Source organism: Pseudarthrobacter sp. DSP2-3-2b1 (assembly GCF_049895945.1).
Classification (GTDB): Bacteria; Actinomycetota; Actinomycetes; order Actinomycetales; family Micrococcaceae; genus Arthrobacter.
On sequence record NZ_JAFCTI010000002.1, the window covers coordinates 321,104 to 334,870 of the forward strand.

Below are 13,767 nucleotides of genomic sequence, written 5' to 3' on the forward strand. Positions count from 1 at the left end.
TACACCATGGTTAAGCAGTCCATTTTCGGCCGGATCGCACAGCTTGCAAAGGCAAACATCAACACCTTGCTGGACAACGCTGAGGATCCGCAGAAGATGCTGGACCAGATGGTCCGGGACTACACGAACAACATCGCGGAAGCGGAGTCCGCGGTTGCCCAGACCATCGGAAACCTCCGGATGCTCGAGGACGACTACAACGAGGACGTCAAGAATGCGCAGGATTGGGGCAACAAGGCCCTCGCAGCCTCGCGCAAGGCGGATGAATACCGGTCAAGCGGCGACAGCGTTGACGCCGAGAAGTTTGACAACCTCGCCAAGGTGGCTTTGCAGCGCCAGATGTCCGCGGAGAACGAGGCCAAGGGAGCAGAGCCCAGCATTAGCTCGCAACGCGAAGTGGTGGCAAAGCTCAAGACCGGCCTTGACCAGATGAAGGGCAAGCTCAACGAGCTCACCAGCAAGCGCAACGAACTGGTGGCCCGCTCCAAGACCGCCGCAGCACAGTCCCAGGTGCACGATGCCATCAAGAGCATCGACTTCATGGATCCCACCAGCGAGGTGGGCCGTTTCGAAGAAAAGATCCGCCGCGAAGAGGCCAAGGTCCGCGGCCAGCAGGAGCTTTCCGCGTCCAGCCTGGACGCGCAATTCAACCAGCTCGAAGACCTCGGCGAGCAGGTTGAAATCGAGGCACGCCTGGCGGCCCTGAAGTCCGGCGGAGCCAAGCCGGCCATCGGCGCCTCGGGCAACTCTGCACGCTCGGAATCCACGGTCGACGAAGCCGACTTCGACAAGCTGTAAGACGTTCCGGCCCGCGGTGGGCCGCCGGCAGGCCGGGGTTCTTGACGAACCCCGGCCTTTGCCGTATCCGGAACGGCACCGCGGGGCACCCAAGTCAAGGTTGTGGGCGGCCCCCGGTCCGGATGTGTAGCGTGGAGGTCATGGCCTCCACCGAAACCTCAATCGTCTGGCTCCGTGATGATCTCCGCATGGAGGACAATCCAGCCTTGTCCAGGGCTGCCGAGCTGGGCCTGCCGCTCACAGTGGTCTACATCCTAGATGAGGAATCAGAGGGCATCCGTCCCCTTGGAGGCGCAGCCCGCTGGTGGCTGCATCATTCCCTGGCGTCCCTGGCGGAGTCCCTGGCCGCAGCCGGTTCCGCGCTCGTCCTCCGGCGCGGGCCGGCGGAGCGGGTGGTCAGGGCCCTCGCTCAGGAAACGGGTGCCCGTCACGTGCTGTGGAACCGCCGCTACGGCGGTCCCGAACGGGCGGTGGACGCGGGCATCAAGGCGTGGGCAGAAGCGAACGGCATCGAAGCCGCCAGCTTCCAGGCCAACCTGCTCTTTGAACCGGGGAGCATCTCTACAGGCAGCGGTGGGCCCTACAAGGTCTTCACGCCCTTCTGGCGGGCCTGCACCTCAGCCGGGGAACCCCGGCATCCCCTCGAACGGCCGGAGAGCCTGCCGTCCCCCGCCCGCGCCGGCTCGGACAAGAACGCAGCCTCCGATAACCTGGCGGACTGGGCTTTGCTTCCGGTCTCCCCCGACTGGAGCGGAGGCCTCGCCGAAACGTGGGAACCCGGAGAGTCGGGAGCCCACCGCCGGTTGGAAGACTTCCTGGACGGGCCGGTAGAGGAGTACGGAACAGGGCGGGACGTTCCGGGCGTTGAGGGAACCAGCCGCCTTTCCCCGCACCTGCGGTTCGGTGAAATCAGTCCGTTTACTGTCTGGCACGGTCTGCGGCGCCGTTTCCCACGCCAGGAGGGCCCCGACGTCGGGATCTTCCGTTCCGAACTCGGCTGGCGGGAGTTCTGCTGGCAGCTGCTGTATGTGAACCCCCAGCTGGCTACCCGCAACTACCGCCCGGAGTTCGACCGCTTCGAATGGCAGCACCTCACCGAAGGGGAACTCACTGCATGGCAACAGGGCCGCACCGGCTATCCGCTGGTTGACGCCGGCATGCGGCAGCTCTGGAAAACGGGCTGGATGCATAACAGGGTCCGGATGGCAGCCGCCTCCTTCCTGGTGAAGAACCTGCTGGCCGATTGGCGGCTGGGCGAGGCCTGGTTCTGGGACACGCTGGTGGACGCCGATGCCGCCAGCAACCCGGCGAACTGGCAGTGGGTGGCAGGCTCGGGTGCTGATGCCTCACCGTACTTCCGGATCTTTAACCCGGTAACCCAGAGCAAAAAGTTCGACGCCGAGGGCCGCTACCTTCGCGAATTCATCCCCGAGCTCCAGCACCTGGACCGGAAGGCCATCCACGAACCGTGGAAGCTGCCCGATACCTCCGGTTACCCGGAGCCGGTGGTTGGGCTGCCGGAGTCCAGGGAACGTGCCCTGGCGACCTACCAGAAGCTGAAGGACGGGCAGGGCGGCACCGCTCCGGGCTGAAGCAGGCGGAGGGTCAGCGGCTGACTTTGCCCATCAGTGACGCGATCGGGCGAAGGAAGATGGGCCGGGCCAGGAACCAGGCCGCCACCATGACCACCACCGACGCCAGGAAAATCCAGAAGCCAAGCCAGCCGCCGCCGTCGTTAGCGCCGTACATGTGGTTGAGGTTCCGCAGGGCACCGGTGGCGAGCACCAGGAACACGTGGACCACAATGAACGCGACGAAGTAGATCATCACCGGGAAGTGGATGGCCCTCGCCAGTTCCATCGGGTACGCCTTGTTCAGGGCAGCTGCCTTCTTGGGCCAGGCAGGTGAGGTCCGGATACCGGAGATAAAAGCGAGCGGGGCAGCGATGAAGACCGTTGCGAAGTAGGTCAGCAGCTGCAGCGCGTTGTAGTTGACCCAGCCGTTGTCCGTAGGCCAGTTCAGTGAGGCGTACTGGAGGGCGGCCGAGAGCGCATTGGGAATGGCATCCCAGCTGGTTGGCACGATGCGCATCCATTGACCGGTCGCGAACAGCAGGACAGCGAACACCAGTCCGTTGAGGATCCAGAGCGCGTCCAGGGTCAGGTGGAACCAGAGTTCCAGCGTGATCTTGGTGGGCGGGTTCTTGGTCTTGATGAGCCCTTTGTTGTTACGCGTCCAGTGCCCGCTGGGGCGTGTGGTGGTACGCACCTGCCAGCCGGTCCTGATGATGAGCAGCAGGAAGAAAGCATTGAGGAAGTGCTGCCAGGCCAGCCAGGCCGGAAACCCAACGGGCGCGCCCTCGGGAAGCTCGGAGTGGCCCGGATACTCAGCAAGGAAAGACTGTACTCCCGGTTGCCCTGTCATCCACTTCGCGAGGAGCACCACCAGCACTAAGGCCACGAGAGCAGCGGGAACACCCCAGTAGAGTCGGGACCGCTTGCCCGTCGCGGAGCCGGGCTTCTTCGTGGGTGTGGACATCGAACAACATTCCTCTCGAGAATGACTGACCAGTGCTCAAATGTGAGGCTCTGCGAACGAGAATACTAGGAACCGGTAGTAATCGGACAAAAGAAGACCCCGGCCGGCATATCTGCCGGTCGGGGTCTTCTCACATAGTTGCGGGGACAGGATTTGAACCTGTGACCTCTGGGTTATGAGCCCAGCGAGCTACCGAACTGCTCCACCCCGCGTCGCTTGATCAACACTACCCTACTTTTAAGGGCACAAAAACCGAGGCGGATTGAGTCTCCCAACGGCTCCCCCGGCCCGCGGGTTTTAAGCAAAAAAGTCCGGATCCTGTTTCCAGGATCCGGACTTTTCACCAGTTGCGGGGACAGGATTTGAACCTGTGACCTCTGGGTTATGAGCCCAGCGAGCTACCGAACTGCTCCACCCCGCGTCGCAAGATCAACTCTACCGTCCGGTGAACGGGAGGCCAAATCCTGGTGGCGTGATGTGGGTCTCGCTGGGTCAGGCCATCAGTTGCTGGCCGCCGGCGAGGGCGTCGCAGACGGTGTGGCTTCGGGGGCCGGTGTGGCCTCCGCTGACGGTGTGGCTTCAGGAGAGGGTGTGGCTTCCGGGGCCGGCGCCGGGATCCTGCTCTCGGCCTCGGTGGCCTTCTGGAGCGCAGCAGCAAGTTTCTTCTGCTCTTCCCCGTAGGCCGCGAAGTCGCCTGCCGCCAACGCGGCCTGCCCTGCCCTGATAGCGGCGCTGGCCTCGTTCAGTGCGGCCTTCAGGTCCGCCTGGGCGCCGGCACTGACCGCGGGCGGTGCCCCCGGAGCTGCCGGTGTCTGGCCCGTGTTGTCGGCGTCCCCGCCCGCCGCGCCGGCGTCGCCGCCGAAGAGCTGCTTCAGGGCTCCGTCCAAGGTAGGCGCAAAACCAACCTTGTCACCAAAGGCAACCAGCACGCGCTGCAGCGTCGGGTATGACGTCTCACCCGTGGACTTCAGGTAGACCGGCTGGACATACAGGATGCCGCCACCCACCGGAAGTGTCAGCAGGTTGCCGTTGAGGACCTCGGAGGCGCCCTGCCGGAGCAGGTTCAGCGCCTGGGAAACTGTTGGGTCAGAGTTGAACTTGTTCTGGGCCTGGCCCGGACCGGGAACCTGGATCTCCGGCGGAATCTGGAGGAGCCTCAGCTTGCCGTAGCTTTCGGCTTTCACGCCCTCCTCGTTCCCGGCGTCGGAATCAGCAGCGAGGAAGCCGTAGAGGACGTTCCGGGCGGTGCCGTTGACGATCTGTGGAATGAAGGAGGATGTGAGCTGGAACGCGGGCTGCTCCTGGTCAGGCATCTGCAGTGACATGTAGAACGGCGGCTGCTTGACGTCGGTGTCCACGGTGGGATCGTTCGGCACGCTCCAGACGTCCTTGGCCTGGTAGAAGCTGCCGGGTTCGGTCACGTGGTAACGGCCCAGAAGCTCGCGCTGGACCTTGAAGAGGTCCTCCGGGTACCGGACGTGGCTCATGACGTCGCCGGACATCTCCGAGAAAGGCTTCAGGGAGGTCGGGAAGACCTTCTGCCACGCCTTCAGGATGGGATCCTGGTCATCCCACGCGTACAGGGTCACCGACCCGTCATAGGCATCCACGGTGGCCTTCACAGAGTTCCTGATGTAGTTCACCGAGCTGTTGGGCAGGGCAACCGTCCGGCCCGAGGTGGTCTGCGAATCCGTCGTGGCGGCAGAGAGCTGCTCCTGCTGCGAGTACGGGTAATACTGGCTGGTGGTGTAGCCGTCCACGATCCACTTGACGCGGCCATCAACCACCGCCGGGTAGGCGTTGCCGTCCACCGTCAGGTAGGGCGCCACCTTCTCGACCCGGTCCCGCGGACTGCGGTCGTAAAGGATCTGGGATGCTTCGTTCACACCATCGGAAAGCAACAGGTCCGAGGACTGGAACTTGATGGAGTAGAGAACCTTATTGAAGAAGCTCCCCACGTTCGGTCCGCCGTTGCCGGTGAACGTATATTGGGTTTCACCCTCGCCGGACGGCCTGTCCTGCTCACGCGGGGGTGCTCCCTCCGGTGCGCCAACAATGGAGTACTCCGGAGAGGTCTCGCCGAAGTAGATCCGGGGCTCGTACGTGGAATCGTCACCGAGGACACCGGTGGACGGGATGCCCGACTGCAGGAACTCGGGCTTGCCGTCAACGGTGAACTTGTTTCCCTTGGCCGCAACAACGCCGTAGCCGTGGGTGTAGACAACGTGCTGGTTGAGCCAGCCCTGCTGGTTGCTGGCAACGTTCGTCGGGTTCAGCTCGCGTACGGCGATGACGGTGTCCTGGATCTTGCCGTCCACCTCATAGCGGTCCACATTCAGCGCTTCCGGAAACTGGTAGTACGGGCGGTACTGTTCCAGCTGGGAAAATGCATCGGAGATCAGGTTGGGGTCAAGCAGCCTGATGTTGGCCGTGGTCTGGGCATCCGGGGCGAGTGCGCCGGTGGTTGCCGTGTTGGTGGCGTCGTAGCGGTCCACCTGGATCTGGTCCAGGCCATAGGCCGCCCGGGTGTTGTTGATGTTCCGTTCGATGTAATCCTTCTCCAGGGTCTGCTCGGACGGGCGGACCTGGAACTGCTGAATTACCCACGGGTACACGCCGCCGGCAAGGATGGAGGTGATGACCAGCATGGCCGTGCCGATGACCGGCAGGCGCCAGCGGCCAATCACCGCGGCAACGATGAACAGGATGGCCACGAGGCCGGCTGCCACCGCAAGGATCGCCTTGGTGGGGATGACGGCATTGATATCCGTGTACAGCGCACCTGCCCAGCGTCCGCCGTTGTTCTGCAGGGCGGCATAGCGGTCAAGCCAGAAGTTGATTCCCAGCAGGATCAGGAACGACGCGCCGGTCACCGCGAGGTGGATCTGCGCCGCCCGGCTGGTGAACACGCCGCGTTCCATCAGCCTGATGCTGCCGTAGAGGTAGTGCGTGAGGATTCCGGCGATGCCGGCGATGACGACCACGCTGATGAGGAACCCGGTCACGAAGCCGAAGAACGGCAGGCTCATCAGGTAGAAGCTGATGTCCAGGCCAAATTCAGGATCCTCTTGGCCGAACGGCTGCTGGTTGAAGAACAGCAGCACCTTCTGCCATTGGCTGGCCGCGGCGCTGCCGGCAAAAAGGCCGAACATAATGGGCAGGCCAATCATCACGACGCGGCGGACAGGCTCCAGCTGGGCCTGGTAACGGTTCAGGTTGTCACGGATCTCGGAGTCCGGCGCGTAGACCGGCCGTGCGTGATAGGCAACCCTGATCGCAAAAAAGACCGCAACGAACATCAACGCGAAGCCGGCAAGGAAGATCCCGATCCGGGCGAGGTTTTCGGTCACAAACACTTCGAAGTAGCCGAGCTGCCGGTACCAGAGGACGTCAGTCCAGACATTTGCGAAGAAGATGAAGCCCACCACTACGAGGGCAACGACAATCAGCGTCGGCGTCAGTGCGCCGCGTCTTGAGGGGGGTCTTCCGGGCGGGATGGGGCTGGTGGGACGGGACAAACTCGGTACCTCATAGCTGGTCGTCAGATTTACATTGAGAGCGTGCGTGCGGTTGACGTCCGGCACCGGTCAAGCGTGTGGCATCGTCCGTCATATTTGCCACGAGTGGCGGTAAGGCTTAGTTCCTGCGCTCAGTCTAGTTGCTGGTGCACACGGGCAAGGCGGACGTGTCCTGCCCTGAACCGGAGAGTTCGACGGCGCGGCGCGCTTCCGCGAGATTCTCCACTTTCACCACCTGCAGCCCGTCCGGAACATTGCCCACGACGTCGTCACAGTTGGCCGCCGGTGCCAGGAACAAGGTGGCTCCTCCGGCACGCGCTCCGTGCATTTTCTGCTGGATCCCGCCGATGGGCCCGACGGCGCCGTCAGGGGTGATAGTGCCGGTTCCCGCCACATGCTTGCCGCCGGTGAGGTCACCCGGTGTCACAGTGTCAATAATGCCCAGCGAAAACATCAGCCCCGCGCTGGGACCACCCACCTGGTCCAGGGAAATCTTCACGTCGATGGGGAACGTGAACAGGTACTTCAGCATGACGCCGAGGATGTAGCGGCCTGCACCGTTGTCCTTGGGGCTGATCTCCTGTGTGACAGACTCCCCCGCCCGCCGCACCACTACCGTGGCGGGGGCCCCTTTTCCGGCTGCCAGTTCTTCCTGGATGACCGCGAGGGACGTCACCGGCTTGCCGTTGATCGATTCGAAAACGTCACCGTCCTCGATCTTGCCCTCCGACGGTGAACCGTCGGAAAGTCCGGCAGCCTGGAGTTGCTGGCCGAACGGTATATCTAGCTCACCCAGGGCCGATGCGACCGCATTCTCCTGCGACGTGGCCATGGCCACGGAGCTCTGCTCCTCGGCCTGCTCTTTTGTGGTGCCCGTGGGGTAGATCAGTTCCTCCGGGTAGACAGACTTGGTCCCGTCAAGCCAGCCGGTGAAGGCGCCGAGAATGCTGACCGGGCCGTTAGGGCCGCCGTCGACATAGACAGTGGTCAAGTCCAGGTTGCCGTTGGCGGGGTAGGTTTCGCGGCCGGTGATGCTGATGACCGGGCTGCCCTGGGACTGGCCCAGGGTGTTGAAAATGGGCCCGGGCGATTCAACAACATACGGCACCGGGACAGTTCCGACGGCGATGCCCAGCCCCAGTGCCAGAACGCCGGAGAGCATCATCACGGACACCCGCTTGTCCTCCGGCCGGTAGCGGCGGGAGGCCGCCTGATCGGCGTCGGCCGGATCATTTCGGGGGGCCGGGGCACTCACTGTTGCGCCGGCGTCGAGCTCGGGGGCGTGGTCCTCGCTGGGGTGTTCGCCACGGGTTGTAGTCACCGAACCAACACTACGCGGTGTGGCCCGGGGCAGCTCTTTGCCTACAGCGAACGGAACGCCTGTCCGGCAGACAGCCGCCCCGGCCCGGGGTACCGTGAAACGTGAACAGTCACACCGACGATCGGCGGGATCATGACCTCCAACCCACTCAATCCGTCCAACGGCGATGAAACGCCGAAGGATCCGTTGGCAGAAATGCTGCAGAACCTGATGGGCGGCAAGGGCATGGAAAATTTCGACCCCGCCGAGCTGGCCAAGGCTGCCGGCCTGCCGGATGACCCCAACCTTCTGGCGCAGATGTTCTCCCAGGTCCAGGCAATGATGAGCGCCCCCTCAGAGGGACCCGTCAATTGGCAGCTCGCCCACGAGAACGCCCGCAGGGTCGCCGCCAGCAGCGCTGACCCTTCCGTCACGGCACTTCAGAGCCGGGAAGTGGACGAAGCACTCCGGCTTGCCGAACTATGGCTTGATCCGGTCACCGATCTCCCGGCGACCGGCCTGATTGGCCGTGCCTGGTCGCGTGCCGAGTGGGTGGAAGCCACCCTCGGAACATGGAAGCGGCTCACCGAACCGGTGGCCAACAGCATTGCCAATGCGCTCTCCAGTGCGATGACCGAGCAGATGCCCGAAGAGATGAAGTCCATGATGGGCGGGGCGTCCTCCATGCTGCAGAACATGGGCGGCGCCATCTTCGGCATGCAGTTGGGGCAGGCCATTGGCGCCCTCTCCGGGGAGGTGGTCAGCTCCACCGATATCGGGGTGCCCCTCGCCGATCTCGAAATGGCCCTGCTGCCGGCGAACGTCGCGTCTTTCGGTGAAGGCCTGAGCCTGCCGGAAAATGACATCCGCTTGTTCCTGGCAGTCCGCGAGGCGGCCCATGCCCGCCTGTTTGTCCAGGTTCCCTGGCTGCGCGGACACCTGCTGGGAGCCATCGAGGCCTACGCCCGCGGCATCCACATTGACACTTCACGGATTGAGGAACTGGCCAGGGACCTGGATCCCAGCAATCCCGAGGGCATCCAGGAGGCACTGTCCCAGGGTGTGTTCATGCCGCAGCGGACCCCCGCCCAGGAACAGGCACTGGAAAAACTGGAAACTGCCCTGGCCCTCGTTGAAGGCTGGGTGGACGAACTCAGCGCCGCCGCCACCGAGAAGCTGCTGCCCTCCGCCTCCGCGCTCCGGGAAACCGTCCGGCGCCGCCGCGCCACCGGCGGACCGGCAGAGCACGCGTTTTCCTCGCTCGTGGGTCTCGAACTGCGTCCCCGGCGCCTGCGTGAGGCGGCCACATTGTGGGCCACCCTTAAGGACGAGCGTGGCATTGCCGGACGTGACGCCATCTGGCAGCACCCGGACCTTCTGCCCACCGCCGAGGACCTGGATGACCCCCAGGGCTTCAGCGGACGCCGCCAACTCGCTGAAGCAAGCGACACCGAGGTGGATGATGCGCTGCAGAAGCTGCTCAGCGGCGGTTTCGACAAAGCGCCGGAAGGCGGTTCTGCCACCGAAGACGGTTCCGACGGCGGTGCTGACGCGGCCGATGGCGAACAGCCCGGCGCCGGTGACAAGAAGACTGACGGGCAGAACCCGGACGACGAAAAGGGCTAGCGGCCCGCCGGCTGCTGCGCCGCGCTGCTAATCGGCGTCGTCGTGGCCGGGGTCCGCCCCATCGGGACCCATTCCGCGTCCGGTGGCAAATGAGACGCCCTCCAGGAATGCCTTGGCCCGCATGGTGTCAGGGTAAGCCTCCAACAGTTTCCAGAACGCCGCATTGTGCCCGGCCACCAGCAGGTGGGCCAGTTCATGCAGCAGGACGTAGTCGATCACCCATTGCGGCATGGGGCGGAGTTTGTCGGAGAGACGGATGGTTCCTTCCGACGGCGTCGCCGAGCCCCAGCGGGAGTTCTGGTTGCTGACCCAGCGGACCGACGCGGGGACTGCCCTGCCGCCAAAGTACCTCGCGGAGAGATCAGCGGCGTGGGCTGCAAGGGCGGCATCAGTGGCTGGCCGCTTCTTCCCCTGCTGGGCACGTTTCGCCCCTTGGCGGTGCAGCTTGTCCAGCATGCGGTTGACCCATTCCACCTCCTGGGCAACTGTGAACCGGGCGGGGATGGCCACCACCGCAGTGCCGTTTTCCCAGAATGCGGCGACTGTCCTGGTCCGCCGCGCGGAGCGCCGCACCTCAACCGGCATACCGTCGGGGGTGGTGAGCGGGGCCTGAGCCGCTCCGCCTTGCCCCTGCCTCTGCCCCTGCCCCTGCCTCATAGGGTGGTGCTTTCAACCAGTACGCGCAGGACGTCCTCGCCGTAGCGTTCCAGTTTGGAAGGGCCGATGCCGGCGAGCGCGGCCAGTTCCTCCAGAGTGGACGGTTTGGCCTCGGCGATGGCCGTCAATGTGGCGTCCGTGAAAACCACGAACGCGGGCACCTCTGCTGACAGCGCGATCTCTTTCCGCCATTGCCGGAGCGCCTCGAAGGTCTGCTCCTCGTAGCTGGGCGGGCAGTCGTTGCACCGCCCCACTTTGCGTTCGGCACCGCTGGCCAGCATGCTCCCGCAGATCCGGCAGGTGGCCGGCGCAGCAGCTTTGCGCCGGGGCGCAGGGCCCTTGCCCCGGACGGTGGAGCTGGCCACCGAGTTGGGCCGGAGCCCGTCCAGGAAGCGGGAGGGCTTGCGGTTGGCCCGTCCGCCGGGCGTCCGCGCCGTGGACCAGGACAGGGCCAGGTGTTCGCGTGCCCGGGTGATTCCCACATAGAGGAGCCTGCGTTCCTCATCTACTGCTTCGGGTGTGTCTGCAAAGGAGATCGGCATCAGGCCTTCGCTGAGGCCCACCAGGAAGACCGCGTCCCACTCGAGGCCCTTGGCAGCGTGAAGGGATGCCAAAGTCACGCCCTGGACCGTGGGCGCATGTTGGGCCAGGGACCGTTCCTGCAGTTCATTGACGAAATCCGAAAGGCTGAACTGCTCACCCCGGACCTGGACCAGCTCGTCCGCGAGCGCCACCAGCGCCGCCAGGGATTCCCAGCGTTCCCGCAACGCTCCCCCGTTGTGGGGAGCAGCTTCCGTGTACCCGAGGGACGCAACGATGTCCCGGACCAGCTGGCCGAGCGGTTCCGGCGATGAGGTCTCCGCGACTGCCCGGGTTGCTGCCCGCAGCTGAAGAATGGCATCACGGACTTCTTTGCGGGCGAAGAACCGCTCGCCGCCACGAAGTTGGTAGCCGATACCAGCCGCGGCAAGCGCCTGCTCGTAGGCTTCGGACTGCCCGTTGGTGCGGAACAGGACAGCGACCTGGCTGGCGGGAGTGCCGGCGTCGAGCAGTTCCCGGACCTTGAGCGCCACTGTGGCAGCCTCGGCTTCGTCGTCGGAGCATTCGGTGAACTGCGGTACGGGCCCTGCCGGCCGCTGCGCCACGAGCTGCAGCGGGGTGGCCCAGGCAGCGTCGGCAACCGGCCCGCCGCTGCGCCGCGCCGCCAGGAGATCGTTGGCCAGCTTGACCACCTGCGGTGTGGAGCGGTAATCGCGGATCAGCTTCACCACGTTGGCGTCCGGGTACAGGGCCTTGAAACCCAGCAGGTGCTTGGGCGAGGCGCCGGTGAAGGAGTAGATGGTCTGGCTTGCATCGCCGACAACGCACAGCTCGTCGCGGCCACCAAGCCACAGTTCAAGGAGACGCTGCTGCAGCGGGGAGACGTCCTGGTATTCATCCACCACAAAGTGCCGGTACTGTTCGCGGACCGTGGCGGCCACCTTCTGGTCCTCCTGCAGGATGCCTACGGTTATCAGAAGCACGTCCTCGAAGTCGATGACGTTGCGGTCGGTCTTGACGTCCTCGTAGGACTGGAACACACGGGCGACGGCGGTGAGGTCGAACCCGCCAGGGGTACCCCTGTCCTGCGCGTTCTCCAGGTAGTTCGCCGGGGTCAGCATGGAGACTTTGGCCCACTCGATCTCCGAGGCGAGGTCCCGGATGGATGCGCGGTCGGTACTAAGCCTGAGCCGGCGGGCCGCCTCGGCGATCATCTGGGCTTTGTGGTCGAGCAGGTTCGGCAGGGTGCCGCCCACGGCCTGCGGCCAGAAGAACTGCAGCTGCCTCAGGGCGGCGGCGTGGAAGGTGCGCGCCTGGACGTTGCCCACGCCCAGGTCCCGGAGCCTGCTGCGCATCTCCGCCGCTGCCCTTGCCGTAAATGTCACAGCGAGGAGCCGCTGCGGGCTGTACACGCCCGAGTGCACGCCATAGGCGATCCGGTGCGTGATGGCGCGGGTCTTTCCGGTGCCGGCGCCGGCTAGGACACACAGGGGCCCGTTGAGTGTGCTGGCGACCTCGCGCTGTTCGGCATCCAGTCCCCCAAGGATGCGTTCCTCGAGGGACTCTGCGCTGTCAAAATTCTCTGTGGTCACTTCTGCTGCTCTGTTGTCGCGACGGCCACGTACTGGCGTCTGTTCAATGGGTGTTGCGTATCAGGCGTCGGCACGGTCCATGATCCGGCCGCCGTACCAGTGCTCGATCAGCGAGCGCGCAATGGAAAGCCTGCTGGAGATGGTGATCTCCCCTGCCAGCACCGCTTCCTGGAGTTCCTCCCGGCTGAACCAACGCGCCCGGGTCACTTCCACGCCGTCGGGCTTTGCTTCGCTGTCCGCAGTGACGGCGGTGAACCCAAGCATAAGGGAGGCCGGGAACGGCCACGACTGCGAACCAAGGTACTGGCATCCGGTCACCCTTACCCCCACTTCCTCATGGATTTCCCGGACCACGGCCTGTTCCAGGGACTCTCCGGGTTCAACGAAACCGGCGAGGGTGGAATAGTTCTTGGCGTCCACGGGCCCGCCGCCACCGAGCAGGAGCCGTCCATCCGGCCCCACCACCGTCACGATGATGGCGGGATCCGTGCGGGGATAGTGTTCCGAGCCGTCCTGGGGGCAGCGCCGGACCCAGCCGCCGGCCTCGACCGTTGTGGGGACTCCGCAGCGGGGACAGTGGGTATGGCCAGCATGCCAGTTGGCGATGGCACTGGCTTCCACAAACAGTGCAGTGTCCGTTGGCGCGAGGACTGACGCGACGTCCCGGAAACCGGCCCACGAAGCCTTGGACGGGATCCCGGCCGAGCCCGGATCCAACGGTTCGGGCAGGACAAACAGGACAATCCCGGTACCTGCGGGGAGATCCGAGCCGGCCAGGGCAGCACCGAGGTAAATGACCAGATCCGGAGCCGAGCCCAGGCCCTTCAATGCGGCCAGCAGCTGTGCGGCTGAGGTAAGCCACAGCGTATCGCCCTGCACCACAGCCTGGCGGCCGGAGAGGACCACGGCCAGGGTGTCCTCCCGCTCCAGCAGTCCCTCCACCATGCCGGGACGGACCCGGTCTGCCGATCCGCGGTCAACCAGGGCCGGCCGCACGGGAAGCACGGTATCAAACAGATGGTTGGCCGGCAGTTCGACTGCCTGCGCCCGGTAGCCCGGTGTTGCGGACTCGGCATGACTCATGTGTCCACCGTACTGACTCGAACCGACAATTTACATTCAGCTGTGGCGGTCATGGGGCCTGTCCCGCATTGGACGGGGTGTTTTGAGGCATATCTTCAGACTCGCCGCCCGCACA

The 13,767-nt window shown here is 64.8% G+C and carries 9 protein-coding genes and 2 tRNA genes; 3 read left to right on the forward strand and 8 right to left on the reverse strand.

What is annotated here, in order from left to right; genetic code table 11:
* The first annotated feature begins 6 nt into the window (after window positions 1–6).
* Complete coding sequence (locus tag ACP7AX_RS04045; protein ID WP_131682718.1) at window positions 7–798, forward strand: PspA/IM30 family protein; 792 nt, start codon at window positions 7–9, stop codon at window positions 796–798.
* Between the two features lie 140 nt (window positions 799–938).
* Complete coding sequence (locus ACP7AX_RS04050; protein ID WP_426225481.1) at window positions 939–2,390, forward strand: cryptochrome/photolyase family protein; 1,452 nt, start codon at window positions 939–941, stop codon at window positions 2,388–2,390.
* A 13-nt stretch (window positions 2,391–2,403) separates the two neighbouring features.
* On the opposite strand, the gene ACP7AX_RS04055 is transcribed toward ACP7AX_RS04050, so the two are convergent.
* The 5 genes from ACP7AX_RS04055 to ACP7AX_RS04075 form a co-directional block, all read right to left on the reverse strand.
* Window positions 2,404–3,336 carry a cytochrome b/b6 domain-containing protein gene (locus tag ACP7AX_RS04055; protein ID WP_426225482.1) on the reverse strand — a complete coding sequence of 311 codons (933 nt, stop codon included), beginning with the start codon at window positions 3,334–3,336 and terminating at the stop codon, window positions 2,404–2,406.
* Window positions 3,337–3,474: 138 nt separating this feature from the next.
* Window positions 3,475–3,548, reverse strand: a tRNA-Met gene (locus ACP7AX_RS04060).
* 135 nt (window positions 3,549–3,683) lie between these two features.
* Window positions 3,684–3,757: transfer RNA gene (locus tag ACP7AX_RS04065), tRNA-Met, on the reverse strand.
* Between the two features lie 79 nt (window positions 3,758–3,836).
* Entirely contained in the window at window positions 3,837–6,854 is a 3,018-nt protein-coding gene (locus tag ACP7AX_RS04070; protein WP_426225483.1) for a UPF0182 family protein, read from the reverse strand.
* A gap of 136 nt (window positions 6,855–6,990) precedes the next feature.
* Window positions 6,991–8,175 carry a YlbL family protein gene (locus ACP7AX_RS04075; RefSeq protein ID WP_426225484.1) on the reverse strand — a complete coding sequence of 395 codons (1,185 nt, stop codon included), beginning with the start codon at window positions 8,173–8,175 and terminating at the stop codon, window positions 6,991–6,993.
* A gap of 132 nt (window positions 8,176–8,307) precedes the next feature.
* Here ACP7AX_RS04075 and ACP7AX_RS04080 point away from each other — a divergent pair, with 132 nt between their 5' ends.
* Window positions 8,308–9,780 carry a zinc-dependent metalloprotease gene (locus ACP7AX_RS04080; protein WP_426225485.1) on the forward strand — a complete coding sequence of 491 codons (1,473 nt, stop codon included), beginning with the start codon at window positions 8,308–8,310 and terminating at the stop codon, window positions 9,778–9,780.
* 27 nt (window positions 9,781–9,807) lie between these two features.
* Here ACP7AX_RS04080 and ACP7AX_RS04085 read toward each other — a convergent pair whose 3' ends face one another.
* The 3 genes from ACP7AX_RS04085 to nudC are packed head-to-tail and all read right to left on the reverse strand — an operon-like array spanning window position 9,808 to window position 13,652.
* Window positions 9,808–10,437: a M48 family metallopeptidase gene (locus tag ACP7AX_RS04085; protein ID WP_426225486.1), complete on the reverse strand. Its 630-nt coding sequence runs from the start codon at window positions 10,435–10,437 to the stop codon at window positions 9,808–9,810.
* Window positions 10,434–12,569 (reverse strand): ATP-dependent DNA helicase UvrD2, encoded by a 2,136-nt coding sequence (locus tag ACP7AX_RS04090; protein WP_426225487.1) that lies wholly within the window; start codon window positions 12,567–12,569, stop codon window positions 10,434–10,436. Before ACP7AX_RS04090 ends, ACP7AX_RS04085 begins: the two co-directional genes overlap by 4 nt.
* Window positions 12,570–12,629: 60 nt before the next feature.
* Window positions 12,630–13,652 carry an NAD(+) diphosphatase gene (nudC, locus tag ACP7AX_RS04095; protein WP_426225488.1) on the reverse strand — a complete coding sequence of 341 codons (1,023 nt, stop codon included), beginning with the start codon at window positions 13,650–13,652 and terminating at the stop codon, window positions 12,630–12,632.
* Between the last annotated feature and the right edge of the window lie 115 nt (window positions 13,653–13,767).

What these genes read in the sequence shown, in the direction of transcription:
- nudC (WP_426225488.1), bottom strand. Translation starts at nt 13,652, where the DNA reads ATGAGTCATGCCGAGTCCGCAACACCGGGCTACCGGGCGCAGGCAGTC.
- ACP7AX_RS04050 (WP_426225481.1), top strand. Translation starts at nt 939, where the DNA reads ATGGCCTCCACCGAAACCTCAATCGTCTGGCTCCGTGATGATCTCCGC.
- ACP7AX_RS04055 (WP_426225482.1), bottom strand. Translation starts at nt 3,336, where the DNA reads ATGTCCACACCCACGAAGAAGCCCGGCTCCGCGACGGGCAAGCGGTCC.
- ACP7AX_RS04045 (WP_131682718.1), top strand. Translation starts at nt 7, where the DNA reads ATGGTTAAGCAGTCCATTTTCGGCCGGATCGCACAGCTTGCAAAGGCA.
- ACP7AX_RS04085 (WP_426225486.1), bottom strand. Translation starts at nt 10,437, where the DNA reads ATGAGGCAGGGGCAGGGGCAGAGGCAGGGGCAAGGCGGAGCGGCTCAG.
- ACP7AX_RS04080 (WP_426225485.1), top strand. Translation starts at nt 8,308, where the DNA reads ATGACCTCCAACCCACTCAATCCGTCCAACGGCGATGAAACGCCGAAG.